Origin of the sequence: Vibrio sp. B183, assembly GCF_000740665.1 — a bacterium.
Lineage (GTDB): Bacteria > Pseudomonadota > Gammaproteobacteria > Enterobacterales > Vibrionaceae > Vibrio > Vibrio coralliilyticus.
Map to the genome: position 1 here is coordinate 20,680 of NZ_JPQB01000009.1, position 24,887 is coordinate 45,566.

Sequence of the window (24,887 nt, forward strand, 5' to 3'; positions counted from 1 at the left end):
TGGCAGGATGCAACATTTACTCTTTGTGTACGGAACCCTACGTCAGGGCGAAAGTAACCATAATTTTTTGGCTGATAGCCAATGCTTGGGGCATTTTGAAACACCGCCGCACTACGCTTTGTATGATTTGGGCACCTATCCAGCAGTAATCGAAGGTCATGATACGATTCTCGGTGAAGTGTACCTGATTGATGATGAAACTCTGGCGAGGGTGGATAAACTCGAAGACGTACCCGTAGAATATCGACGTGAGCAGATTGAGACACCTTTTGGTGAAGCTTGGATATACTTGTATCAAGACGGTAGCATGCTCGATACCATCATTTCATCAGGGGATTGGTGTCAGAGGGTTTAGCTGCTATAGCCATGGAAAAAGAGCCAGCATTGCTGGCTCTTTTTTATTATTTCTGTGCGCGTTCGTAAGACTCTAGAATCTCTTTGCGGGCTGACTTTACGTCTTCCCAACCGTCGACTTTTACCCACTTGCCAGACTCAAGCTCTTTATAACGCTCAAAGAAGTGCGTGATCTGTGCTTTTAGCAGCTCAGGCAGGTCGTTTACGTCTTTAATGTGATCGTATTCTTTTGACAGCTTAGTGTGTGGTACCGCCACTACTTTCGCATCTTCACCAGACTCATCCGTCATCTTTAGAACACCGACTGGACGGCAGCGGATAACTGAACCAGGCATCAGAGGGTGTGGTGTTGGAACCAGAACGTCTACTGGATCACCGTCTAGAGACAGAGTGTGGTTTACGTAACCATAGTTACATGGGTAGAACATAGGTGCAGACATAAAGCGGTCGACGAACACAGCACCTGAATCTTTGTCTACTTCATATTTGATTGGATCAGCGTTAGCTGGGATTTCAATCACGACATAGAGGTCATCCGGAAGAGACTTACCTGCTGGTACGTTGTTTAAACTCATTAAGAAAGTTCCTTTTTTAGTTTGTACCTCAATGAGGCACACGGGCTGAATATAAGACCGGAATACCTTACTGCTAAACTCGGTTTTATGTAAACCAACTAAGGCGAGATTTTGCTCAAGAAAATGTGAAAAAGGCGCTCGAAAGCGCCTTTATATTTAATCTTCTGGATGGCGTTCTAAGAACTCTTCCACTTTTTTGACCATGTTTTTTGAGCCAACAAAGAAAGGCACACGCTGGTGCAGTTCGGTTGGTTTGAGATCCATGATACGAGTTTTACCATCAGACGCTACACCGCCAGCTTGCTCAATGATGTAAGCCATTGGGTTGCATTCGTATAGCAAACGCAGCTTACCGTTTGGATGGCTTTGCGTACTTGGGTAGAGGTAGATACCGCCCTTAAGCAGGTTGCGATGGAAATCCGCAACCAGTGAACCGATATAGCGTGACGTGTAAGGACGTTGCTCGCTCGGCTCATTTTCCTGACAGTATTTGATGTACTTCTTGACGCCCATCGGGAAGCGGATGTAGTTACCTTCGTTGATTGAGTAAATCGTGCCATCTTCAGGAATCATCATGTTTTCATGAGACAGGCAGAATGTGCCCAGAGATGGATCGTAGGTAAAGCCATTAACACCTTTACCAGTTGTGTACACCAACATCGTTGAAGAGCCGTAAATTACGTAACCTGCAGCGACCTGCTTGTGGCCTGGCTGAAGGAAATCTTCTTCTGTCGGTGGGGTGCCAATAGGTGACACACGACGGTAAATCGAGAAGATGGTACCGACTGACACGTTAACATCGATGTTTGAAGACCCATCTAGCGGATCCATCAGGACCACGTATTTCGCGTTTTTGTTCAGCTCTTTATTGAACGCAACGGCTTCGTCTTCTTCTTCACTGGCAACACCACAAACTTGATCACGGGCTTCTAGCGCTGCTTTAAACTTTTCATTCGCGTAAACATCCAGCTTCTGCTGGTCTTCACCCTGTACGTTCTCAGTACCGACTGCACCGGTAATGTCACCAAGACCAGCTGCGTTGATTTCGCGGTTAACGATTTTTGCAGCAAGTCGGATAGAAGAAAGTAGGGATGATAGATCACCGCTAGCGTGGGGGAAGTCCGCTTGTTTCTCAACAATGAACTCGCCAAGGGTGCGCATTCCAGACATGATTTTTCCTTTAAGTCGCTTCAATATAGGGGGATTGGCGTTGGTGATCTCTGACGGATCTTAGATTTCGCCTAAGCCTAGTCTAAGAGTTAGATCTTTTTATTGGTAATGAACTAACTGACTGAGATCTCGTTTTATTTGTCGACTTGATAACGGTTTTCATCTGCTTGTTTGAAGCCATGCGAACAGAGTAACGCGCATTACACGCAATCATTTGCGTTCGTGTGACGAAAAAACAGTGAGCAAAGTAGTTCGCTTTTCTGCGCATAATCGCCATAATGTCAGCTCAGTTTTCGCCTTGGAGAAGGTTGCTTATGCATATTCATATCTTGGGAATTTGTGGCACATTTATGGGAGGTGCTGCAATTTTAGCTCGTCAATTAGGTCATAAAGTGACGGGCAGTGACGCCAACGTTTATCCACCAATGAGTACATTGTTGGAGTCTCAAGGTATTGAAATCATTGAAGGGTTTGACCCTTCTCAGCTTAATCCTGCACCTGATCTGGTAGTGATCGGAAATGCGATGAGTCGAGGCAACCCCTGTGTCGAGCAGGTACTCAACAGTAACCTGAGATACACCTCAGGCCCACAGTGGCTGCAGGAGTTTCTTCTCCATGACCGCTGGGTGTTGGCTGTGTCAGGAACCCATGGTAAAACCACAACTTCCAGCATGCTGGCGTGGATTTTGGAAGACTGTGGCTATCAACCTGGCTTCCTTGTTGGTGGGGTGTTGGGCAACTTTGGTGTTTCAGCGCGTTTGGGCGAAAGTATGTTTTTTGTCGTTGAAGCCGACGAATACGACAGTGCTTTTTTCGATAAGCGTTCTAAGTTCGTGCATTACCATCCTCGCACGTTAGTTATGAACAATTTGGAGTTTGACCATGCGGATATCTTCGATGATCTGGAAGCGATCAAACGCCAATTCCATCACTTAGTAAGAACCGTGCCGGGTAATGGTCGAATCCTTGCCCCGCAAGGCGATTCAGCAATTGCCGATGTATTACAGCGTGGCTGCTGGAGCGAAACGGAGTTCAGCGGTGAACAAGGTGACTGGCGAGCGGAGAAACAAGTCGCCGATGGTTCAATATTCACAGTTTTCTTCCAAGGGGAAGCCGTCGGTACTGTGAAATGGGATCTGGTGGGCGATCATAATGTCGACAATGCCTTGATGGCTATCGCAGCGGCTCGTCACGTGGGTGTTACTCCGGATTTAGCCTGTCAGTCGCTGGCGAAATTCATCAATACCAAACGTCGACTTGAGCTAAAAGGTGAAGTGAATCAGATTACGGTTTACGATGACTTCGCTCATCACCCTACGGCGATTGAACTTACTGTGGGTGGATTGCGTAACAAGGTTGGCAAACAACGTATCCTAGCTGTACTTGAACCTCGTAGTGCGACGATGAAACGTGGCGTGCACAAAGAAACATTGGCGGCGTCCCTTGCTCAGGCTGACGTTGTCTTCCTTTACCAACCAGATAATATTGAATGGTCTGTTGAGGATATTGCCCAGCAATGTCAGCAGTCGGCTTATGCGTCAGACAGTGTTGATGCGTTAGTTCAGATGGTGACAGAACAGGCTCAACCGGGCGATCAAATTCTGGTGATGAGCAATGGTGGGTTTGAAGGCATCCACGACAAGCTGCTGGCTAAACTCGCCGAATAGATTAATGTAGTAGTATGAACAATGAGAAAAACAAGGCAATTACACTCGCTTTTACGGGGGCTTCTGGCGCACCGTACGGGCTTAGATTGCTTGAGTGTCTGCTAGCCGCCGGCTATCAGGTACATTTGCTGATATCGTCAGCAGCTCGAGTTGTGTTAGCCACTGAGCATGATATGAAATTGCCGGCGAACCCAGAGTCTGCTCAAAAAACGTTGGTCGCCCACTTAAACTGTGATGCCGAAAAGCTGATAGTCTACGGTAAAGACGACTGGTTCTCTCCTGTGGCTTCTGGGTCTGCGGCGCCAAAACAGATGGTTGTGTGTCCTTGCTCTGCAGGCAGTGTCGCTGCCATCGCACATGGTATGTCCGACAATCTCATCGAGCGCGCGGCTGATGTGGTGATGAAAGAGCGCGGGCAGTTGTTGCTGGTAGTGCGTGAAACACCATTCTCTACGTTGCATCTAGAGAATATGCATAAGTTGTCGCAGATGGGCGTCACCATTATGCCTGCGGCACCGGGCTTCTATCATCAGCCTAAGTCTATTGACGATCTGGTCGACTTTATGGTGGCGAGAATTCTCGATCATCTTGATGTTGAACAGGGGCTTGTCCCACGTTGGGGATATGACCAGCGTGCTTAATTCTGGCTAATTGATAACATTACGATTACAATTCAGCCGACACTCATCGGGGAGCTATTCATCGCACAGATGAAGCTGAGATTGGGCAAAGCCCAGGACCCGTGTACCTGAACCAGATAATGCTGGCGTAGGAATTGAGTCTGAACATTTGCCCTGCCAATGTTTCCTCAAGCCTGTGCCGCTCAACCAAGGAGAGAGCGAGCAGTGAAAACCACTTTAAGCACCATCGCCGTTGCCACACTGACATCTTTTTCTGCATTGGCAGCAGATAACACCCTTACCGTTTATACCTACGATTCTTTTGCTGCGGACTGGGGCCCGGGCCCGAAAGTGGAAAAAGCGTTTGAAGCGCAATGTGGCTGTGATGTGAACTTTGTCGCTCTTGATGATGGCGTTTCTATTCTTAACCGCCTTCGTCTTGAAGGAGACAACAGCAAAGCGGATATTGTGTTAGGTTTGGACAATAACCTGATGGCAGAAGCGCAGAAAACTGGCCTATTGGCCGAGCACAAGGTTGATACCAAATCGGTCAATCTGCCTAACGGTTGGGAAGACAGTACTTTTGTGCCGTATGACTTCGGTTACTTTGCGTTTGTCTACAACAAAGAAAAGCTCACCAATCCACCAAAGAGCCTTAAAGAGCTGGTGGAATCTCGCGATGATCTGAAAGTGATTTATCAGGATCCCCGTACGTCAACGCCGGGCCAAGGCCTGATGCTGTGGATGAAATCTGTCTATGGCGATGACGTTACCCCGGCATGGCAACAACTGGCTAAGAAAACCGTCACTGTGACAAAAGGTTGGTCTGAGGCTTACTCTATGTTCCTTGAAGGTGAGTCAGACATGGTGTTGTCTTACACGACTTCACCGGCTTATCACCTGATCGCGGAAAGCGACAGCAAATACGCTGCCGCTGATTTTACAGAAGGCCATTACACTCAAGTTGAGGTTGCGGCTAAAGTAAAAGCATCGAAAAATGAAAAGTTAGCCGATGAATTTATGACGTTTATCCTTAGCGACGACTTCCAGTCTTTGATGCCAACAGGTAACTGGATGTACCCAGTAACTGAAGTCGCACTGCCTGAAGGCTTTGAGACACTGACGGTACCTGAAAAAGCCTTGAGCTTTAGCGCAGAAGAAGTGGCGCAAAACCGAAAATCCTGGATACGTGAGTGGCAAAGCGCCTTAACCTTCTAAGGAGACGCTTTGCGTAGTATTCCAAAATTGGGACTCTGGGTCGCGATAGCTATCGCGGCCTTTGTTGTTTCTGCTCTCGGTGCTTTATTAGTTGCCGCCCCATCTCTGAATATCACTCAGGTTTGGTCAGACCCTTATTATCGGCATGTCACCAAGTTCAGCTTTTACCAGTCGTTCCTGTCGACTCTGCTCAGTGTTGGCTTAGCCGTCCCTGTTGCGCACGCACTATCTCGGCGTACCTTTCCCGGTAAATCCTTGCTACTTAAGCTGTTTGCCACCACATTAGTACTGCCTGTACTGGTTGGGGTGTTTGGCTTACTGGCGATTTATGGCAATAGCGGTCTGCTATCGTCAGCTTTTGCATGGTTTGATTCTAGACTGCCATTTTCGATTTACGGTCTGAACGGTATTCTACTGGCGCATGTGTTTTTCAACCTACCTTATGCGACGCGCCTGCTATTGCAATCATTGGAGTCTATTCCGGCTGAGCAGCACAAACTGTGTGCTCATCTAGGTATGGGCCATTGGCATAAATTTGAGTGGGTCGAATGGCCTCGCTTGCGTCAGGAGTTGCCGCACGTGTGTGGCTTGGTGTTTATGCTGTGTTTTACTAGTTTCGCGACGGTAATGGCACTCGGTGGTGGGCCGAAATCGACCACGATAGAACTGGCGATTTATCAAGCGATCAAATTCGATTTTGACTTGCAGGCAGGGGCATTACTGGCGATATGGCAGATGCTACTGTGTGGCATTATGGCGTTGGCAGTGCAGCGTTTGACCAAGCCTGTGGCTGTGAGTTCTGGTACACAAGGTCACAACCTTTATATGGCAAAGGATTCAATCTGGTCACGTATCTGGGATTGGAGTTGGATTGGCCTGAGTATGCTATTGGTGCTGCCACCTTTACTGATGGTGGTGCTCAGTGGCATCAACTCAGAAGCCCTATCAGTGTTTACGGATCAACGATTTTGGCTGGCGTTATGGTCGTCACTTAAAGTGGCAACATTGGCGAGCGGTATCGCGCTCTCGGCAGGGATTGCAATATTGCTAACTAGCCGTCGATTGCGTTTGAATGCAAAAAACCGTCATGCGGATCAGATTGAGTTACTGGGAACGATCATTCTTGTCACGCCCGGTCTGGTGATATCTACGGGGCTATTCTTGCTACTGCGGTCTTTTACAGATGTGTTTAGTCTGGCGTTTTTTATTGTGGTCGCGGTGAATGCTTTGATGGGCTTGCCTTACGTGATCAAAACCTTGTCACAGCCGATGCTGCATATCGAGCAGCAATACCAATACGTATGCGCAAGTCTAGGTATGAAAGGCTGGCAGCGCTTTCGCGTTGTTGAGTGGCGAGCACTGAAAAAGCCAATGGCTCATGCTTTCGCGATCAGCTTTATGTTTGCGGTGGGAGATTTAAGTGCGATTGCCCTGTTTGGTAGCCAGGAGTTCCGCACTCTGCCGTTGTATCTTTTCCAATTGCTGGGCAGTTATCAGATGGATGCAGCAGCTGTAGTGTCAGTTACTCTGTTACTGCTCAGTGTTGGCTGTTTTGCACTGATTGAAACCCTGTTTAAGGCAAACTCTATGGTGACTTATGCTGACCCTCAATGATGTTCGTTACTATTACCATCAGGACCTATTCCATTTTGATTTACATATTGAGCAGGGGAGTCTGGTCGCATTGATGGGGCCGAGTGGGGCAGGTAAATCAACGTTACTGGCCTTGGTCGCAGGCTTTATCGAACCTGAAAGTGGCAGTATTAAAGCTGGTGGATTAGAGGTTGTGGGCAAAGAGCCTCACCAGCGTCCTTTTGCGATGCTGTTTCAGGAGCATAACCTGTTTGCCCACCTCTCAGTACGTGAAAACATCGGATTGGGCCTGCACCCTGGTTTGAAGCTCAACTCAGAGCAAGTCAGTCAGGTGGAACACGCAGCGATGCAGGTCGGTATTGCGGACTATTTGGATCGTTTACCTGAGCAATTGTCGGGCGGACAGCGTCAGCGTGTCGCATTGGCTCGTTGCTTTGTTCAGCCTCATCCAATCTGGTTGCTTGATGAACCTTTCTCTGCGCTTGATCCGGTGTTGCGTGAAGAGATGCTCGGACTGGTCAAGCAGTTAGCCGCAGAGCGCAATATTACCGTGGTGATGGTGACTCATCATATCAGTGACGCTAAAGCTATCGCCTCGCATTTTGCCTTTGTTGACCAAGGAAAGGTGGTGATTGCTGATACGATTGATCATTTAACCCAGCAACATAACCACGCTGCACTCAGCGGGTTTGTTAAAGCGGGTGAATAACTTTTCCTAAGAGCAAAAAATGGGCTGATGCGTTTGCATCAGCCCATTTTTATCTAAAGCAGCTTGCTTAAATCTCTTCGTCGTTGAGCTCTTTGAGCACTTGGAAGATTTCACGGAATGCTTTAGCGGGCTTACCCGCTTTTTTCTCTTTTGCTGCCTGACGTGCTAGTTGGCGTAAGCGTTGGCGATCCGCTTGTGGGTATAACTCCATTACATCAGCAATGGCATCATCGCCTTCTTCAACGACACGATCGCGTAACTGTTCCAGCTTGTGCAGTGCAGCAGTCGCTTGAGAGTGCTTGTTACGTACTTTGTCTAGTGCCGCCTGAAGTGGTTCAGGATCTTCGAAACGCATCAGCTTACCAATGTATTGTAACTGGCGACGACGAGCTTCATTTTTAAAGCGTTGTGCGTCTTTAATTGCTTCTGCAAGGTCTTCACTTAACGGGAATTTTTCTAACACCGAAGGTTTAAGACTGGCGAGCTCTTCACCCAGTTTTTGTAACTCTTCCATGTCACGTTTCATTTCGGTTTTACTGACCCAAATGATTTCCTCTTCTTCTTCCCATGGCGCTTTTTGATTCTTACGGGCCATCTTTCTGCCTTAATTTGAACATCTATTTCTCTATTTTAACAAGAATCATGGGGAGAAAGCGAAATTCTTGTTATTCTAGGGACAACAGACCTTAAGCATGAAGAAGATATGGACGTAAGACAGCAAGTCGCTCAGCAACGTGTTGAGCTTGAGGCCGCCGTTGCGAAAGCACTGGAAATGGCCGCGGAAAAATCCGATGGCGCTGAAGTCGCGATCACCAAAACCACTGGCCTGAGTGTATCATCACGTATGTGTGAAGTGGAAAACGTTGAATTTAACAGCGATGGCGCTTTGGGGATTACTGTTTACCGTGGTCAGCGCAAAGGCAGTGCGTCTACCTCCGATCTCAGTGAAAAAGCCATTCAGCAGACGGTAATGGCAGCACTTGATATTGCCAATTACACTTCAGAAGATCCATGCGCAGGCCCAGCTCCTAAAGAGCTGATGGTAAAAGAAATTCCTGATCTTGATTTGTTTCACCCTGATACACCAGACCCAGATCATGCTGCTGAGATTGCGATTGCTGCTGAGCAAAAAGCGTTATCTTTCAGTGACAAAATTAAACAAAGCGATGGTGCAAGTTACGACAGCCACTATGGCTTGAAGGTCTATGGCAACAGCCACGGTTTGCTTGCTAGCTATGCCTCCAGCCGCCACAGTACCAGCTGTTGTGTGATTGGCCAGGGCGAAAGTGGTGTCATGGAGCGTGACTACAGTTATACAGTTGCACGCCATAAAGATGATCTTTGGACGCCTGAGTCAGTCGGCTTGAAAGCGGCAGAGAAAACCATCAGTCGCCTTGATGCGCAAAAGCTCAAGACAGGTAAGTACCCTGTAATGTTCGCAGCCGATGTGGCAACGGGTTTACTTGGACACTTGGTGATGGCAATCAGTGGCGGTAACCTGTATCGCAAGTCGTCATTCTTACTTGATCATTTAGGCCAACAGGTACTGCCAGACTGGTTTAATGTTTCTGAAAAACCTCATGTGTTACGCGGTTTAGCGTCGAGCCCATTTGATAGCGAAGGTGTTACAACACAAGATCGTGAAATCATTACCGACGGTGTGCTCGCGACATACCTATTAACCAGCTATGCCGCGCGTAAAATGGACATGGCGCCAACGGGTCACGCTGGTGGTATTCATAACTGGTTCGTTCAATCGACGGGGCAAGACTTTGAGCAGATGCTTAAAGAACTGGGAACGGGCTTCCTTGTCACCGAAGTGATGGGGCAGGGCGTGAATATCGTCACCGGTGATTACTCACGAGGAGCGGCAGGCTTCTGGGTAGAGAATGGTCAAATCCAATATCCTGTTTCTGAAGTGACAATCGCCAGCAACCTGAAAGATATGTTTAATCAGATTGTCGCGGTTGGTAATGATGTTGAAACCCGCTCACAAATCCAGACGGGTTCGATTCTGATTGAATCTATGAAAGTGGCGGGTGAGTAACACACTCGGTTTTACCACTGATACAAATTGAAAGGGTTGGCGTTTTAGCGCCAACCCTTTTTTGTTCTCTGCTCTATTATTACTTCTCAAACAATTCAGTGTGCAGCTTCTGAATCGCCAATTTTGCATCGGCTTCGTCAACCAAGAAACACAGGTTGTGTGGGCTTGCACCGTAGCAGATCATTCTCAAGTTAAACTCTTCTAATGTGCCAAATACTTGTTTTGCATAACCTTTGCTCTCACTCATATTGTTGCCAATCAGCGCGACCAGACACAGGTTATGCTCTACTTCAACCGTACACAGATCTTCCAGCTCAAGACGTGCAGCTTCAGGTAACTGAGGAGCACCACCAGATGTGTCGGTTTGGTCAAGTGTTAGACTGACACTGATCTCTGAAGTGGTAATCAAATCTACCGAAATCTTGTGCTTCGCCAGAATTTCAAACACTTTGGCTAGAAAGCCGTAAGCGTGGAACATCTGCGCGCTGCGCAACGTCACCATGGTCTGGTTGCATCTTAAAGCCAGAGCACGGAAGAGAGGTGAGCTCTCGACTTGATGGCGAATCCAAGTTCCGCCTTTTTCGGGTTGCTTTGATGAACCGACAAATACCGGAATATCATGGCGAAGAGCAGGGATTAGCGTCGAAGGGTGAAGGATCTTGGCGCCAAAATTGGCCATTTCGGAGGCTTCACTGAAGCTGATCTCAGAGATAGGTGATGCTTTTGGAGCAATGCGTGGGTCAGTGGTATAAATGCCCGGTACATCGGTCCAAATTTCCAGCCCCTGCGCTTCAACCGCTTCTGCAATAAGTGCGGCACTGTAATCGCTGCCACCTCGACCGAGTGTCGTGGTATTGCCATCTGCATCGGCACCGATAAAGCCTTGAGTTACCACAACCTGTTGTTGGCATAACGGGATAAGCGATGCTTGCGCTTGTTGACGAATAGTGGCCAGTTCCGGTTCTGCTTTACCAAAGTTACCATCTGTGCGTAGTACGTCACGAATATCAAAGCGTACCGCATTGATACCACGTTCCCTCATTAACTGGGCCAACAGGTGTGTAGACATCAGTTCACCACAGGCGACAAGGTGATCCGTCAGCTTGGTACTTGACTGAATCGAGGCGGCTTCTGCCAAACTTGTGACAGTATCTAGAATGGAGTAGACCTCGCTGGCTGCTTGAGTTGCATCCTCTAGTTGATTAAGTACCGCATCATGAATACTGGCGAGTTTGGTTAGAATCGCACTGCGCTCTGTCTGATCTTGAACTCCATTCGCGAGTTCGACTAATAAGTTTGTCACGCCTGAACAGGCACTACTGACGACCAACTTTGTGTTTGGGTTTTGCTCAATGATCGCAGCACAGCGACTCATGGCTTCAAAGTTAGCGACACTGGTTCCACCAAATTTAGCAACGTTAAAATTGCCCACGGCATTTCTCCCACAACTTCCTGAAAGTAAATAAGTAATCCTTGCTTGAAGAGAGAGTGAGCGTATAGAGAGGTTTTATTGTGTAAGGTTTACCTCAGAAGCTCTTCACCAGACTGAGCTGATGACAGTTGATGGGAGTCAACCCAAGTCAACCGACAGATCAAAACCACAACGTTGATCTACCTCGGCACTACTCCCCCTCAGTGATTTGTATCGGAGTTGTGGCTCCACAAAACACCTACCTGGGTAGTGCTCCTCTTCTGCAAAATGCATTCATATGGCGGCATAAAAATTCACCATACAGTCTGCATTGAACGTTTTTATGTGACCTTTGTCAACGGGAAAGTGTCACTTTAATCGGTTTATTAATTAACAAACTTGTGACAGTGGTTTGACCTGAGAACTTTCGGCCAATTGCTGCCTGTGTCGATTTGTTTTAATGTAAAGACAAATAAGTAGAAAGTAGACCCGTTTCAAGGAGCGAACAATGACGATTCAAAGCTTTATCCCCCCTCACCGTATTCTTATGGGCCCTGGCCCTTCGGATATTTCTCCTCAAGTTTTGCAGGCTTTGAGTCGCCCTACCGTAGGCCACCTTGACCCCTTGTTCATTAAAATGATGGATGAACTAAAACAGTTACTCAAATACGCTTTTCAAACCGAAAATGAATTCACTATTGCTGTTTCAGCGCCGGGCAGTGCAGGTATGGAAACCTGTTTTGTTAACCTGATTGAACCGGGTGAGAAGGTGATCGTCTGTCGCAATGGCGTGTTTGGCGAGCGCATGCGCGAAAATGTGGTTCGAGCGGGCGGTGTAGCGGTAGTTGTCGATGATGAATGGGGGACTCCTGTCTCGGTCGACAAAGTTGAGCAGGCGCTGAAAGATCACCCTGATGCTAAAATCCTGTCATTTGTTCACGCAGAAACATCGACAGGCGCATGTAGTGATGCAGAAGCATTAGGTAAGCTTACAAAAGCTCACGGTGTGCTAACGATTGTTGATGCAGTAACCTCTTTAGGTGGTGTACCGCTTAAAGTCGATGAATGGCAGCTGGATGCGGTGTATTCAGGCAGTCAGAAATGTTTATCTTGTGTTCCGGGTTTATCACCAGTGACGTTCTCTCCTCTGGCCATTGAGAAGATTCAGGCTCGACAAACACCTGTTCAGAGCTGGTTTTTAGATCAAAGCCTAGTATTAGGTTATTGGAGTGGAGAAGGAAAGCGTAGCTATCATCATACTGCGCCTGTCAACAGCCTTTATGCGCTGCATGAGTCCCTATTAATCCTTAAAAATGAAGGGCTAGAGAATGCTTGGCAGCGTCATAGTGATATGCATGAAAAGCTGAAGTTGGGTCTCGAAAAGTTGGGCTTTGAGTTTGTTGTTGCAGCAGAGTCACGTTTGCCTCAGCTTAATGCGGTCTACATTCCTCAAGGTGTTGATGACGCAGGGGTTCGTAACCATTTACTGGAAAACTACAATCTCGAAATCGGTGCAGGTTTGGGGGCGTTAGCGGGTAAGGCATGGCGTATAGGCATTATGGGCTACGGTGCTCGTGCAGAAAATGTTGCGCTTTGTTTGAGAGCACTGGAAGAGTCACTGAGGCAGTAACTTCCATAAAAAATGAGTTGAAAGGCGACGCATAAAGCGTCGCCTTTTTTACTTGGTTACTTTTTCATTATCTGCTTTTAGCGCATCGATATCTGGAGCTATGTATTGCACCTGTGAGAAATCTCGCTCAGGGAACAAGTATTGCGCTTCACTGCGAATTTGCTCAGCACGCTCACTATCTCCAAGGCCTTGGTAAGCCAGGATCAGGTTGTTGTAAAACGCTGGTCTTGGCTTCTCTTTAATAATTTTCAGTGACCAGTCAATGTATGGCTGGATGAATTTCGCCTCCTGACGATAAAGGCCAATATTGAGATAAGTGCTATAAATATCCCAGTCGTACCTGTCTTTCCAAACTATTGGATTGCTGACTTGACTGAGTAAGTCAGGATTTTTAGGGTTCGATGTTTCAAACTGAGTGAGTACGTAGTTAGTGTGCAGCGCTGTCAGCATATAGAAACTGGTTATGATTGGCACGACTAAGCTCATCACTCGGAACAGTGTTTTAGTCACCATGCTGAATGACGCAAAGCGATACGAGCGAGCGCGTTGATCAATCCAGAAAAGCAGAACCACAAAGGTTATCCAGTGAATCGCAGAGTGGTAGAACGGATATTCCAGCTGGCTATGAAGCACTATTGGCACAAATAAGGCAAACATCGCGAGGCGAGTGCCTTTTTTAGCATTGTAGATCCTCACTAAAACCATCACCGCAGCGAGCACTATAGCTACAACCGGAAGTAACCCTCCCTCAGCTCCCCAATAAAGCAACTCATTGTGAGGGTGGTCCATCGAAGCAAGCCCCGGATGATAATTGGGGTTCAACTGATGCTGACGGGCGGTATAGACAATGTATTCTGATTCAAAGCGCCCATAGCCGTATCCAGTAAAGGGTTTCTCAATCAACATGTCGAGTGTTTGAGGAAAGATGTATTGTCTCGGACTCTCAAGGTTAGCCCGCTTGGCTGCTAGAGACTCTCCATCAGTTAGCAAGTTGATGCTGCTACCAATCGATAGGCCTAGCAAAATGGCTGTTAACCAGCCCCAAAAACGTTTTTTAGTTGCAAAGCGATACAGATATGAAAGCAACAAAATGACGCAGAGAAATGCACCAAGCCAACCCGTTCGAGAAGCGATGATGATTAAGAGTGGTACGGTGACCACCGGCATCAGATAAAGCAACGAAACTTCGCTGAGATGGCGGTTGTATTTCTTTGGATGACGGGTGAGTAGATAGCCTGACAGAGCCAATCCTGTGGCAAGAAAGCTGGCCATGACGTTAGGCTGCTGAAAAATACCGTAAGGGCGATTCTGTACTGTATCGTAGCCAAATAAGTTGTTAGGTTGTAGGACTAGATATTGAAACCAGCCAAACAGTGCCTGCATAAAAGCCGCGATGGTGATAAACCACAATAAACGCTGTTTCTGCTTATTGCTGAAGCGAAATTGTTGAAGAACGAAAAACAGCCCGTATCCGGCCCACAACCCGAGTAGCTTACCTTGAGATAGAGAAAAGTCTGAGTGAGGGAAAAATACCGGTATTGTGATTAATACACAGCAGATAAACAGCCCAATCGACAGCTTATTGTATCTGACCACACCTTGGGTACCGACCTGATACAATCCTATCGCCAAAGAGAAACTGACTGCCAGCCAGGTCGTCGTATTAAAAGAGAGCGCGAGCCCGGCACCACCCGGATTAGGCGTAAAAATGTGCATTGCGAGCAAAAATACGACTGCTAGAGAAACAAGAAACGGTTTAATGAGCGGTAGTTTAGGTGCTTGCGGCTCTAGACTTGTCCCTGCCAAATGGATGGTTGCCATTGATTATTGCGTCCTTCAAAAGAAAACAGACCATGTTATGGTCTGCTTAATTTACTACTTTTCTTTATTTTAACATAGGCTTGAGGAATCGTGCGGTGTGTGAACCTTTTACCTTAGCCACTTCTTCCGGTGTTCCTTCGGCAATAATTTCACCGCCACCTTGGCCGCCTTCAGGGCCCAAATCGACAATCCAGTCTGAGGTTTTAATCACATCAAGGTTATGTTCGATGACCACCACTGTATTACCGTGATCACGTAGTCGATGCAGTACAGTAAGCAACTGCTGAATATCATGGAAGTGCAGGCCAGTGGTTGGCTCATCTAAGATATAGAGAGTTTTACCGGTATCGCGCTTGGATAGCTCTCGGGCAAGTTTAACACGTTGCGCTTCACCGCCGGATAAGGTGGTCGCAGCTTGGCCAAGGCGAATATAAGAAAGTCCGACGTCCATAAGTGTTTGCAGCTTACGAGCTATGACCGGCACAGGGTCGAAGAACTCACGGGCATCTTCAACCGTCATTCCAAGTACTTCATCAATGGTTTTGCCTTTGTAGTGGACTTCGAGTGTCTCACGGTTGTAGCGTTTGCCTTTACACACATCACATGGGACGTAGACATCCGGCAGGAAGTGCATCTCAACTTTAATCACCCCATCGCCCTGACAGGCTTCACATCGGCCTCCGCGTACGTTGAAGCTGAAACGACCCGGTTTATAGCCACGTGATCTCGCTTCTTGTGTTCCAGCAAACAGCTCTCGGATTGGTGTAAAGATGCCTGTGTAAGTCGCTGGGTTAGAACGTGGTGTACGCCCAATTGGGCTCTGGTCAATATCGATGACTTTATCAAAGTGTTCCAACCCTTTAATTTTCTGGTAAGGAGATGGAGTTGCTGTCGTCGCACCGTTTAGCTGAGTGTGTGCAATCTTGAAAAAAGTATCGTTGATCAGAGTGGATTTACCTGAGCCTGAAACCCCTGTCACACAGGTGAACAAACCGACAGGTATAGTTAAGCTGACATCCTTAAGGTTGTTGCCAGTTGCCCCAATCAGCTGCACCACTTTTTTCTTGTCGATAGGTGTGCGCTGCTCAGGTATCGCAATTTGTTTAACGCCACTGAGGTACTGGCCCGTCAGGGATTCAGGTGTAGCGACGATGTCTTCCATTGTCCCTTCAGCGACCACACTTCCGCCGTGAACACCAGCTCCCGGGCCAATATCGATCACGTGATCAGCGATGCGAATCGCATCTTCGTCATGTTCAACGACTAAAACCGTATTGCCCAAATCACGCAGGTGAGTCAGTGTCTTTAGCAGTCTCTCATTGTCCCGCTGATGAAGTCCAATTGACGGTTCATCGAGTACGTACATTACACCGACCAGACCTGCGCCAATCTGGCTCGCCAGTCGAATACGTTGTGCTTCGCCTCCAGATAGCGTTTCTGCACTACGAGAAAGATTCAAGTAATTAAGACCGACGTTGACCAAGAATTGGAGACGATCGTTGATTTCTTTCATTACCTTTTCAGCGATTTGCGCTCTCTGGCCTTCTAGCTCCAACGATGCAAAGAAATTCAGAGCATCCGCGATGCTGAGTTCAACAATCTCAGGTAAGGTCGTGTCGCCTATGAATACATTGCGAGCTTCTAAACGCAAGCGGCTGCCTTCACAGCTAGAACAGGTACGAGTTGAAATGTACTTTGCTAGATCTTCACGTACGGCATTAGATTCGGTATCACGATAGCGACGCTCAAGGGTATTGAGTATGCCTTCAAATGGGTGACGTTTGACGCGGATATCGCCGCGATCGTTGATGTACTTAAACTCGACCTCTGTGCGTCCGGAGCCTGTGAGTACCACATCTTGCATTTTCTTTGATAAGGACTTAAAAGGCGCTTTTAGATCAAAGCCATAGTGTTCTGCCAACGATGACAGCATTTGGAAGTAATAGTAGTTTTTCTGATCCCAACCTCGGATCGCCCCTTCGGCGAGACTTAAAGAGTCATCGAGAATGACTCTGTCGGGGTCAAAATATTGCTGGACGCCAAGGCCGTCACAGGTGTGGCAGGCGCCTGCTGGATTATTGAAGGAAAAGAGTCGAGGTTCTAGCTCTTGCATGCTGTAACCACAATGTGGACAGGCAAAGTTAGCGGAGAAGACGACTTCTGCGCCATCTCCATCCATCGGAGCCACGACCGCAATGCCGCCGGACAATTCGAGAGTCGTCTCAAAGGATTCCGCCAGCCTCTGTTGTAAATCATCGCGCACCTTAAAGCGATCGACTACGACTTCAATGGTGTGTTTTTTATGCAATTCTAAAGTTGGTGGATCGGATAGATCGCAAGTTTCACCATCGATACGAGCGCGAATAAAGCCTTGTGCAGCAAGGTTCTCCAATGTTTTAACGTGCTCGCCTTTACGCTCTTTAACAATTGGCGCAAGGAGCATCATTTTGGATCCTTCGGGAAGCTCCAAAACTTTGTCGACCATTTGTGAGATGGTTTGAGCTGTCAATGGTACATGATGTTCAGGGCAACGCGGCTCGCCAACACGTGCGTACAATAGACGTAGGTAGTCATACACTTCAGTAATGGTACCAACGGTTGAGCGAGGGTTGTGCGACGTTGATTTTTGTTCAATGGAAATGGCGGGCGATAAGCCCTCAATATGATCGACATCGGGCTTTTCCATCAAAGACAAAAACTGGCGAGCGTAGGCCGATAGGGATTCAACATAACGACGTTGACCTTCCGCATACAGGGTATCGAAGGCAAGTGATGATTTACCTGAACCTGATAAACCTGTAATCACGATGAGTTTATCTCGTGGAATGGTTAGGTTCACATTTTTTAAGTTATGGGTGCGTGCGCCGCGAACTTCGATCTGATCCATTGCTCTCGCTCAATGTAAAAACAAGTGGGCTAAGTATTACATAGAGTGATAAATGTTCAAAGAAAATACTGGATAAAAAAACAGTAACAAAAAGGCCGCTCTATTAAGCGGCCTTTGAAGCATGTTTAGCGTAAAGCGATTAAGCTTCTTTTGTCGTCTTTTGTTTATCCAGTTCTGATTTGTTGCTATCCGTTAGGTAAAGGTTCTCAAAGCAGTAGTTGGTTGCTTCGATGTATCCTTCAACGCTACCACAATCAAAGCGTTTCCCTTTGAATTTGTATGCCAGTACGCACCCGGCCTTGGCCTGTTTCAGAAGTGCATCTGTAATCTGGATCTCGCCACCTTTACCCGGTTCAGTATTTTCGATCAGCTCGAAAATATCTGGAGTTAGGATGTAACGGCCAATGATAGCTAGATTACTTGGCGCGGTCCCCGGTTCTGGCTTTTCAACCATGTCATCGACGCGATAAATGTCGTCTTTGATCATCTCACCGGAAATCACACCATACTTATGTGTTTCGTCAGCAGGTACTTCTTGTACTGCCACAATAGAGCAGCGGAACTGCTTAAACAAAGCGACCATTTGAGCCAGTACACCTTCTTGCTCGTTGACGCAAAGATCGTCTGCAAGTACTACAGCAAACGGCTCATCACCGACTAGCTCACGTCCTGTCAAAATTGCATGGCCTAACCCTTTCATTTCACGTTGACGAATGTAAGTGAAGTTGGCGCTTTCGATAATGTCACGAATATCGACCAGCAGTTGCTCTTTATTTGTCCCGCTGATTTGATGCTCCAATTCGTAGTTTTTGTCGAAATGGTCCATGATCGAGTGCTTACCACGGCCAGTGACAATACACATGCCATCCATGCCCGCCTGAATGGCTTCTTCAACACCGTACTCTATAAGCGGTTTGTTGACGACTGGCATCATTTCTTTAGGCATAGATTTAGTTGCAGGAAGAAAGCGAGTTCCGTAGCCAGCAGCTGGGAAAAGGCACTTTTTGATCATGTTTAAACCCTATATTTCTAATTAATCTATTATAGCTGGCGCAACCTTATCACTTTTTGCGTGAATGGATAATGAATGTTAAAGATAAAATGTGAGTTTTTGCACATCGGATTAGATTTAAGACAGCATATGCTGATTGGCCCAAGCGATTGCTTGGACACGATTCTTAACCGACAGCTTTTTGAAGATCTGATAAAGGTGGGACTTAACGGTAAACTCACTAATGAACAGATCTTCTGCGATCTGCATATTGGATGCCCCAGTTTTTAAACAGCGTAGAATTTGAATTTCACGCGAGGTTAAATCCACGGTGGCTGGCGCAGTTTGGCTAAGCACGACGTGACGATAATAATGCAGTAGCTGAGCCGCGACTTTGCGGGGTAACCAGTTTTGGCTGTTGATGATCTCACCACAACCTTTGGCGATGGCTTCAATCGAGTCATCTTGATAAAACAATCCTTTTAAGTTGCCGAAGCACAATAGCTCTTCAGTTGTGAGTCTTTTTTCTACATTAAAAATGATGGTTTCAAACATTTTGTTCGATAGAGGCAAGTCACGGATTTGATTATTGAGCTTTTTGTAGTTGTCATGATCAATCATCAAAATCTTATGCTTATGTTGTTGCATGGCAAGCATCAGCTCGTTCGGCTCAATATGGGGAATATCAACACCAAGCTGTTTCTCGACTTGGTGAATAAAGTGGTTGCTTTCGGAGCTGTCTTCACAGAGAAAGTAGATGGTTCTGGTATAGATGTTTTTAGTCATAAGGTTCTTCATTCGGTTTAATTAGGTGTGTTGGCAGAGTGAATGAGAATTCCGGCTGGTGCGAGTTTGGTTTACAGGATTGCGTTTAATTTCATGTTAGCCAGTAACTAATAAATCTATCACTCAATCAATAGATTGAATTTACTCGAAAATAATTTTGCTTTGAGTAGGGTGAATGAGTTTGTGAACTCATTGTGTGGATTGCAATTTGTTCACAGACTAAAGCGTGTTATCCTTATGCGCTATTTTTAGATCAATACAGAATTTAGACGGAGCGAATCATGGCGAGCCGTGGAGTCAACAAAGTTATTTTAGTCGGTAATCTGGGATCAGATCCGGAAGTACGTTATATGCCAAGCGGTGGCGCTGTAGCAAACATCACGATTGCGACGTCTGAAAGCTGGCGTGATAAAGCAACAGGTGAGCAACGCGAAAAAACAGAGTGGCACCGTGTATCTCTATTTGGCAAGCTGGCTGAAGTCGCTGGTGAGTACTTACGTAAAGGTTCTCAGGTTTATATTGAAGGTCAACTGCAGACACGTAAATGGCAAGACCAGAATGGTCAGGACCGCTATAGCACTGAAGTTGTGGTTCAAGGGTTTAATGGTGTTATGCAGATGCTAGGTGGTCGTGCTCAAGGTGGCGCACCGGGTCAATCAATGGGCCAGCCTCAGCAGCAAGGTGGTTGGGGTCAACCTCAGCAGCCAGCAATGCAACAAAGCCAACCTGCTCAGGCTCAGCAACCATACTCTCAGCCTCAACAGCAGAACCAAAATCAGCCTCAGTATAATGAGCCACCAATGGATTTTGATGACGATATCCCATTCTAACTCATTGAATCCTGAAAAAAGCCGCGAATTTCGCGGCTTTTTTATATAGTTAAAAAACAGACTAATCAGTTAGTAGTATCTCGGCCTAGGTACTCTGACTGAGCATGGATGTTGCACAATCTAATTCAAGAAAGGAATTCTTCTTATATGAGGTATACACCCACCTTAAAACTGAGCACTCGCCTAGTTGCGTTTGTCACCGTTATAGTGACCAGTGCGATGTTCATCCTATTTTTAGGTGGGACACTGTCTTTCAAGCGCTTAGGGCAAGAGTATCTAGATCATTCTCTACAGGGAATTGTTGAGGTGTTGGATAAAGAGATGGAAGACCCTGATGCCGCATATTCCCTTCAACGTTGGATGCCTAAGATGCTTCAGGCTTCCAATATTGTTGAGATGAAACTTCTGTCTGACAACGGGGTGATTTACCGCTATAAGGATACTTCATCGAAAGTCGACAAAGCGCTTCTTTACGACGTGGAATATCAACTCGAGCGCAATGTCGGTTACCGACTTCAGTTTAAAGCGGTGCCTCCTTATATTGGCTATGGATACTCCCTTGAGGCTTTATGGTCGATCACTTTGGCGGTGGCGTTGATCATCTTTTGCTTGATGCGGGGCGTAAAATGGCTGAGAGAGCAGTTGGCAGGGTCTGAGCTCCTTGAAGAGCGAGGGCGAATGATCTTGGCTGGAAGAGTGGAAGAATATGCCAAGGGCGATGTCAAAGAATGGCCATATACAGCCAGCGAAGCGTTGGACTGCCTGATAGAGGAGTTGCAGGACGCTCGCCAAGAGCGAAGTCGCTTTGATACCTTCATTCGTACGCAAACCTTTCTCGACCAATTGACTGGTACCGCAAATCGTGTCTTGTTGGACAGTAAGCTTGAAGCCGCATTGTCAGAGCATGGTTCGCATGGTGGAGTATTGCTGCTGAGAATAGATGACTGGGACCAATTGCGAGAAGAGTCGGGTAAGTCTGTTGCTGATGATTTCGTGGTCGATATTGGTGAAAACCTAAATAATATTATTCAGCGCTATCCTGACGTTATCCTTTCACGTTATTACGAATCAGACTTTGCCATATTTGCTCCTCATTTAAGCAGTAAAGATATTTCACAAATAGCAGTGAATAGCTTAAAGCAACTGACAAAATTGTCCCCACCTAGTCCACTAGATAAAGAAAACTGGGTGCATATTGGTATTAGTATGTATCGCGAAGGTGAAAGTCAGGGGCGTATTTTAGATGAGGTAGAAACGGCGCTCAAAAGCGCACAGTTACAACGAGTCAATACTTGGAATAAATTTAACAAGCTTGTCACGCATGAGGATGAGCGGGGCAGTGTACGTTGGCGTACTCTATTCGATTTAGTGCTAAAGCCTGAAAAGCTCTATATATACCATCAGCCTTGTTATTTATTAGATTCACACCGAGATCGAATATTTGAGCATTCTGAGCTGTTTGTGCGTATTAAGGATCCCGATAAAGGTTTAATAAAAGCATCAAGATTTAACTCAGCAATAGAGTCTGTTGGCTATGAGTCGATTCTCGACCGTGCTGTTTTTTCGACGGTCGTCAAATTTTTGAAAGTCTCAAAGAAAAGAATATGTTACTCTGTAAATCTTCACGTTGTGCCGTTTTCTGAGCGAGATTATCTGAAATGGTTTCGTTATGAACTACTACAATTGACAGCAGAGCAGCGAAAGTTATTAATTTTTGAATTCGCAGAAGCAAGGTTAGTAAAACACTTAGATTATATGCGCCCGGTAATAAAAATGATTTCCGGATTAGGCTGTAGAGTTTCGGTAGGTCAAGCTGGACGATCAATTGTCAGTACACATTATTTAAAAGATCTACCGGTCGACTTTTTAAAATTGCATAGGAGCTTGGTAAAGCAAATAGATCAGCGAGATGAGAATCAGTTATTCGTGCGTAGCCTGTTAGGTGCTTGTGAAGGACTTAAAACTCAAGTTATTGCCGTTGGTGTCGACAATAAACAAGAGTATAAAACGATGCTGGCTTTAGGAGTACAAGGCGTTCAAGGACGTTATTTTCAGTCCGAGCAACAGTTATTACCTGAAGTTGAAACTGAGAAAAAAGTCATGGCGACCACTAAAGTTCAGATCGGTCGCCGTAATCGATGGCGAAAAGTTAGTAGTAAATGAACATTCAGTCTTTGATCGGAAAGCTTAAGCACAACAAAAAGGTCGGCCATAAACTGACCGTCGTTGTTCAACCCGGTGAATTGTATTTTTCAGCGTTGGTTGACCATGCGCTGCCGTCTAAGGTGGTGGTCGAGGGGGGCGCTTGGCAAGAGACGCTACTCAAAACGCTGATACAGGCTAAATTACCTGAGATTCACCTCGATATCGTTCTCAACTCTAAGTTTTACCAAACCTATCAAATCGATAAGCCTAACATTCCAGAGGCAGAACTAGCGGGTGCCTTGCCGTTTTTGCTTAAAGACCTAATCAGCGAAAAAGTGACGGACATTGTTGCGGATGCGGCCGAGCTTCCCGTTGGTAATAAACTTCAGGTTTATGTTGTGCCTAAGAGTCTGATCTTCGGACTACAGCAACAGCTGTCTGCTCATCATATTCAGCTTGATCGTGTTTTAGTCGAAGATGAAGTTTGGGGTGTGTCGGCTGGTGAAGTTTCGCATTTTTTATTACTGCAGCGCAGCAAACAAAGCAGTTTCCGAGTTAGCGCCTTTGTTGACCATCACTGTGCGTTTCAAAGAACCATTCGAGGGGTTGCATCTCCGCTAACAGGTGTTGCCACCAGCGTCCTGCAGCTTGATGGTATTGCATTAGAGCTACAACGTTCGATTGACTATCTATCGTCGCAGCTACGCGGTGCTTCTCTGCATCAGATGAAAGTTTGTTGTGATGAAGAAGATCAACCTGAGCTGGTGGAGGCGTTAAGTGAGCGTTTAAGCGTTAAAGTCGCTGCGCTAAGTGAGGATGACAGAGAGTCAGGCGATATTCTGATTGAATTTTCAGAGCAATTGAGCGAGCAAGCGGTCAATCTCTATCCAGATTCACTTAAGCCGAAGAAGGAAAACTTTACTCTTACTAATGTTGTGTTTGCATGGGGAGCGGTAGCGGCCATTTTGCTTACCTCATTCGCTTACCTCCATTTTCAGCAAAGCACGCTAAATCAAGAGCTAGAAGATTTCCAAATCCAGCAGAGAGAGTTTGAGCAGCAGTTGGCAAGCTTGAATGAACGTTTGGCCAAGCATAAGCCATCTGCTGCTAAAGTTGCCGCAGTGGCGAGATTAAAACTGGATATTCAGGCTAAACGGGCTTCGTTAAAAGCTGTCGATGAATTTGATGGCTCTCAACAGATAGGTTACTCAGGTGTAATGCGCGCACTGGCGGAATTGGGTCGGGAAGACATCTCGCTAAACCATATTTTTATTGATGCAAATACCATGGATTTGCAGGGGTTGGCACGAGAAGCAAAAGCTATCCCAAACTGGGTGAATCAATTCCAGTCGGAAGTCAATTTAGTGGGGCGGACATTTGAAAAGCTGCGCATTGGTCGTAACGATGACGACATTGTGACGTTTGAACTTATCACTAAGCAGGAGTCGAAATAATGCAACAGCTATGGCTTCAACTAAACGATAAGTTTCAAACTCTGAGCTTGCGAGAGAAATGGCTGCTTACGCTTTGTGGCTTGGTGGTCCTCAGCGTTATGCTTCTAATTTGGTTGATTGAACCGACGGTGAAAGCAAATCATGCGCTGTCTGGGCAACTGAGTTCGACTAAGCAGACGGTTCAACGCTTAGAAGGCGATATTTTACTTGCCACAGCAAAGCTAAATAAAGACCCCAACCAAAATATTGATCTCGAATTTAAGAAGTTATTGACTGAAAGTCAGCAACTGTCAGAGCAGTTAGCACAGATTATTGAAAACCTGATTTCCCCTAGCCAAATGGCGCGGTTACTGGAAGATGTACTAGCAGGCACTAAAGGCCTTAAGCTAGTTTCATTAGAGTCTATGACAGCGGAACCCATTACAGGGGGAGCAGACAACCAGACACGAACAGGCTATTACTTGCATCCGGTAAGGCTAGAGTTAACTGGGGGCTATTTCTCTATTCTGACTTATCTCAACACACTAGAGTCTCTGCCTGTCAATTATTACTGGAGAAGTTTCAGTTATACCGTCGAAGCATACCCTACCGCACGACTGGTGCTGGAAGTGTACACGTTAGGCACGAGACAGGAGTTCATCGGTGGTTAGATTATTACTTGTGACTGTTGCGTTTTTTTCATCTGTGGCCAGTGCATCTCAGGACCCAACGGCTCCGCTTGGTTGGCAGAAGCCTCGGGAGGCCAAGCCAGCAACCAAGATTGTTCAACAGCCAGTGCCTATGCTGCAAAGTATTGTTTGCCGAGATGCTGGACATTGTCGCGCGGTGTTAAACAATCAGGTAGCTTTGGTCGGAGAAACGGTGAATGGATATAAAGTGACAAGCATTGAACCGGAGCTGGTCTGGCTTTCTCGAGCAGGTAAACAGTGGGAATTAGAGCTTTTTACTCTGGATATAAAACAATAAGGTTATTGGAATC

At 46.5% G+C, this 24,887-nt stretch carries 21 protein-coding genes and 2 riboswitches; of the genes, 13 read left to right on the forward strand and 8 right to left on the reverse strand.

All coding sequences use genetic code 11. The features are described from left to right. Positions 1-7 precede the first annotated feature (7 nt). Positions 8-355 carry a gamma-glutamylcyclotransferase family protein gene (locus IX95_RS10495; RefSeq protein ID WP_006958319.1) on the forward strand — a complete coding sequence of 116 codons (348 nt, stop codon included), beginning with the start codon at positions 8-10 and terminating at the stop codon, positions 353-355. A 46-nt stretch (positions 356-401) separates the two neighbouring features. On the opposite strand, the gene ppa is transcribed toward IX95_RS10495, so the two are convergent. Next, positions 402-929, reverse strand: a complete 528-nt coding sequence (gene ppa / locus IX95_RS10500; RefSeq protein ID WP_038159643.1) for an inorganic diphosphatase — start codon at positions 927-929, stop codon at positions 402-404. 156 nt (positions 930-1,085) lie between these two features. Further along, complete coding sequence (gene fbp / locus IX95_RS10505) at positions 1,086-2,099, reverse strand: class 1 fructose-bisphosphatase (RefSeq protein ID WP_038159645.1); 1,014 nt, start codon at positions 2,097-2,099, stop codon at positions 1,086-1,088. A 314-nt stretch (positions 2,100-2,413) separates the two neighbouring features. Here fbp and mpl point away from each other — a divergent pair, with 314 nt between their 5' ends. From mpl to thiQ, 5 genes are all read left to right on the forward strand, one after another. Further along, on the forward strand, positions 2,414-3,766 hold the full coding sequence (gene mpl / locus IX95_RS10515) for a UDP-N-acetylmuramate:L-alanyl-gamma-D-glutamyl-meso-diaminopimelate ligase (protein WP_038159649.1): 1,353 nt from the start codon (positions 2,414-2,416) through the stop codon (positions 3,764-3,766). A gap of 14 nt (positions 3,767-3,780) precedes the next feature. Next, on the forward strand, positions 3,781-4,407 hold the full coding sequence (locus tag IX95_RS10520) for a flavin prenyltransferase UbiX (protein WP_006958315.1): 627 nt from the start codon (positions 3,781-3,783) through the stop codon (positions 4,405-4,407). Positions 4,408-4,444: 37 nt separating this feature from the next. Further along, positions 4,445-4,558, forward strand: a riboswitch (TPP riboswitch). A 53-nt stretch (positions 4,559-4,611) separates the two neighbouring features. Then, complete coding sequence (gene thiB, locus IX95_RS10525) at positions 4,612-5,604, forward strand: thiamine ABC transporter substrate binding subunit (RefSeq protein ID WP_021456085.1); 993 nt, start codon at positions 4,612-4,614, stop codon at positions 5,602-5,604. 9 nt (positions 5,605-5,613) lie between these two features. Further along, complete coding sequence (gene thiP, locus IX95_RS10530; protein ID WP_038159652.1) at positions 5,614-7,218, forward strand: thiamine/thiamine pyrophosphate ABC transporter permease ThiP; 1,605 nt, start codon at positions 5,614-5,616, stop codon at positions 7,216-7,218. Continuing rightward, on the forward strand, positions 7,202-7,906 hold the full coding sequence (thiQ, locus tag IX95_RS10535; RefSeq protein WP_019277287.1) for a thiamine ABC transporter ATP-binding protein: 705 nt from the start codon (positions 7,202-7,204) through the stop codon (positions 7,904-7,906). Before thiP ends, thiQ begins: the two co-directional genes overlap by 17 nt. 67 nt (positions 7,907-7,973) lie before the next feature. Here thiQ and yjgA read toward each other — a convergent pair whose 3' ends face one another. After that, positions 7,974-8,501: a ribosome biogenesis factor YjgA gene (yjgA, locus tag IX95_RS10540; RefSeq protein ID WP_006958311.1), complete on the reverse strand. Its 528-nt coding sequence runs from the start codon at positions 8,499-8,501 to the stop codon at positions 7,974-7,976. Positions 8,502-8,609: 108 nt separating this feature from the next. Here yjgA and pmbA point away from each other — a divergent pair, with 108 nt between their 5' ends. Further along, complete coding sequence (gene pmbA / locus IX95_RS10545; RefSeq protein WP_038159657.1) at positions 8,610-9,953, forward strand: metalloprotease PmbA; 1,344 nt, start codon at positions 8,610-8,612, stop codon at positions 9,951-9,953. A 79-nt stretch (positions 9,954-10,032) separates the two neighbouring features. On the opposite strand, the gene lysC is transcribed toward pmbA, so the two are convergent. Further along, positions 10,033-11,385: a lysine-sensitive aspartokinase 3 gene (gene lysC / locus IX95_RS10550; RefSeq protein WP_038159660.1), complete on the reverse strand. Its 1,353-nt coding sequence runs from the start codon at positions 11,383-11,385 to the stop codon at positions 10,033-10,035. 90 nt (positions 11,386-11,475) lie between these two features. Then, a riboswitch (Lysine riboswitch) is annotated at positions 11,476-11,653 on the reverse strand. A 219-nt stretch (positions 11,654-11,872) separates the two neighbouring features. On the opposite strand from lysC, the gene IX95_RS10555 reads away from it, so the two are divergent. Continuing rightward, positions 11,873-12,994, forward strand: a complete 1,122-nt coding sequence (locus tag IX95_RS10555; protein ID WP_038159663.1) for a pyridoxal-phosphate-dependent aminotransferase family protein — start codon at positions 11,873-11,875, stop codon at positions 12,992-12,994. A 48-nt stretch (positions 12,995-13,042) separates the two neighbouring features. Here IX95_RS10555 and IX95_RS10560 read toward each other — a convergent pair whose 3' ends face one another. The 4 genes from IX95_RS10560 to IX95_RS10575 form a co-directional block, all read right to left on the reverse strand. Then, the gene (locus tag IX95_RS10560) at positions 13,043-14,815 is read right to left on the reverse strand and encodes a PglL family O-oligosaccharyltransferase (protein ID WP_038159666.1); all 1,773 of its coding nucleotides are present in this window, start codon (positions 14,813-14,815) and stop codon (positions 13,043-13,045) included. Positions 14,816-14,879: 64 nt separating this feature from the next. Next, positions 14,880-17,702: an excinuclease ABC subunit UvrA gene (gene uvrA / locus IX95_RS10565; protein ID WP_038159669.1), complete on the reverse strand. Its 2,823-nt coding sequence runs from the start codon at positions 17,700-17,702 to the stop codon at positions 14,880-14,882. A 139-nt stretch (positions 17,703-17,841) separates the two neighbouring features. Further along, positions 17,842-18,714 carry a UTP--glucose-1-phosphate uridylyltransferase GalU gene (gene galU / locus IX95_RS10570; RefSeq protein WP_019277293.1) on the reverse strand — a complete coding sequence of 291 codons (873 nt, stop codon included), beginning with the start codon at positions 18,712-18,714 and terminating at the stop codon, positions 17,842-17,844. Positions 18,715-18,831: 117 nt separating this feature from the next. Continuing rightward, a complete protein-coding gene (locus IX95_RS10575; RefSeq protein ID WP_038159672.1) occupies positions 18,832-19,479 on the reverse strand; it encodes a LuxR C-terminal-related transcriptional regulator in 648 nt (215 codons plus the stop codon). Between the two features lie 281 nt (positions 19,480-19,760). Between IX95_RS10575 and IX95_RS10580 the strand changes: the two genes are divergently transcribed. The 5 genes from IX95_RS10580 (at position 19,761) to IX95_RS10600 (ending at position 24,874) form a co-directional block, all read left to right on the forward strand. Continuing rightward, the gene (locus IX95_RS10580; RefSeq protein ID WP_006958299.1) at positions 19,761-20,309 is read left to right on the forward strand and encodes a single-stranded DNA-binding protein; all 549 of its coding nucleotides are present in this window, start codon (positions 19,761-19,763) and stop codon (positions 20,307-20,309) included. A gap of 147 nt (positions 20,310-20,456) precedes the next feature. After that, the gene (gene csrD / locus IX95_RS10585) at positions 20,457-22,472 is read left to right on the forward strand and encodes an RNase E specificity factor CsrD (protein WP_038159675.1); all 2,016 of its coding nucleotides are present in this window, start codon (positions 20,457-20,459) and stop codon (positions 22,470-22,472) included. Further along, entirely contained in the window at positions 22,469-23,908 is a 1,440-nt protein-coding gene (locus IX95_RS10590; protein WP_038159678.1) for an MSHA biogenesis protein MshI, read from the forward strand. The genes csrD and IX95_RS10590 overlap by 4 nt, the downstream gene beginning before the upstream one ends. Beyond that, positions 23,908-24,558, forward strand: coding sequence for a type II secretion system protein GspM (gene gspM, locus IX95_RS10595; RefSeq protein WP_038159681.1), 651 nt, complete (start codon positions 23,908-23,910; stop codon positions 24,556-24,558). Before IX95_RS10590 ends, gspM begins: the two co-directional genes overlap by 1 nt. Then, on the forward strand, positions 24,551-24,874 hold the full coding sequence (locus IX95_RS10600) for a hypothetical protein (RefSeq protein ID WP_038159684.1): 324 nt from the start codon (positions 24,551-24,553) through the stop codon (positions 24,872-24,874). Before gspM ends, IX95_RS10600 begins: the two co-directional genes overlap by 8 nt. The last annotated feature ends 13 nt before the right edge of the window (positions 24,875-24,887 follow it).

What these genes read in the sequence shown, in the direction of transcription:
- IX95_RS10495 (WP_006958319.1), top strand. Translation starts at nt 8, where the DNA reads ATGCAACATTTACTCTTTGTGTACGGAACCCTACGTCAGGGCGAAAGT.
- ppa (WP_038159643.1), bottom strand. Translation starts at nt 929, where the DNA reads ATGAGTTTAAACAACGTACCAGCAGGTAAGTCTCTTCCGGATGACCTC.
- fbp (WP_038159645.1), bottom strand. Translation starts at nt 2,099, where the DNA reads ATGTCTGGAATGCGCACCCTTGGCGAGTTCATTGTTGAGAAACAAGCG.
- mpl (WP_038159649.1), top strand. Translation starts at nt 2,414, where the DNA reads ATGCATATTCATATCTTGGGAATTTGTGGCACATTTATGGGAGGTGCT.
- IX95_RS10520 (WP_006958315.1), top strand. Translation starts at nt 3,781, where the DNA reads ATGAACAATGAGAAAAACAAGGCAATTACACTCGCTTTTACGGGGGCT.
- thiQ (WP_019277287.1), top strand. Translation starts at nt 7,202, where the DNA reads ATGCTGACCCTCAATGATGTTCGTTACTATTACCATCAGGACCTATTC.
- yjgA (WP_006958311.1), bottom strand. Translation starts at nt 8,501, where the DNA reads ATGGCCCGTAAGAATCAAAAAGCGCCATGGGAAGAAGAAGAGGAAATC.
- pmbA (WP_038159657.1), top strand. Translation starts at nt 8,610, where the DNA reads ATGGACGTAAGACAGCAAGTCGCTCAGCAACGTGTTGAGCTTGAGGCC.
- IX95_RS10555 (WP_038159663.1), top strand. Translation starts at nt 11,873, where the DNA reads ATGACGATTCAAAGCTTTATCCCCCCTCACCGTATTCTTATGGGCCCT.
- IX95_RS10560 (WP_038159666.1), bottom strand. Translation starts at nt 14,815, where the DNA reads ATGGCAACCATCCATTTGGCAGGGACAAGTCTAGAGCCGCAAGCACCT.
- uvrA (WP_038159669.1), bottom strand. Translation starts at nt 17,702, where the DNA reads ATGGATCAGATCGAAGTTCGCGGCGCACGCACCCATAACTTAAAAAAT.
- galU (WP_019277293.1), bottom strand. Translation starts at nt 18,714, where the DNA reads ATGATCAAAAAGTGCCTTTTCCCAGCTGCTGGCTACGGAACTCGCTTT.
- IX95_RS10575 (WP_038159672.1), bottom strand. Translation starts at nt 19,479, where the DNA reads ATGACTAAAAACATCTATACCAGAACCATCTACTTTCTCTGTGAAGAC.
- IX95_RS10580 (WP_006958299.1), top strand. Translation starts at nt 19,761, where the DNA reads ATGGCGAGCCGTGGAGTCAACAAAGTTATTTTAGTCGGTAATCTGGGA.
- csrD (WP_038159675.1), top strand. Translation starts at nt 20,457, where the DNA reads ATGAGGTATACACCCACCTTAAAACTGAGCACTCGCCTAGTTGCGTTT.
- IX95_RS10590 (WP_038159678.1), top strand. Translation starts at nt 22,469, where the DNA reads ATGAACATTCAGTCTTTGATCGGAAAGCTTAAGCACAACAAAAAGGTC.
- gspM (WP_038159681.1), top strand. Translation starts at nt 23,908, where the DNA reads ATGCAACAGCTATGGCTTCAACTAAACGATAAGTTTCAAACTCTGAGC.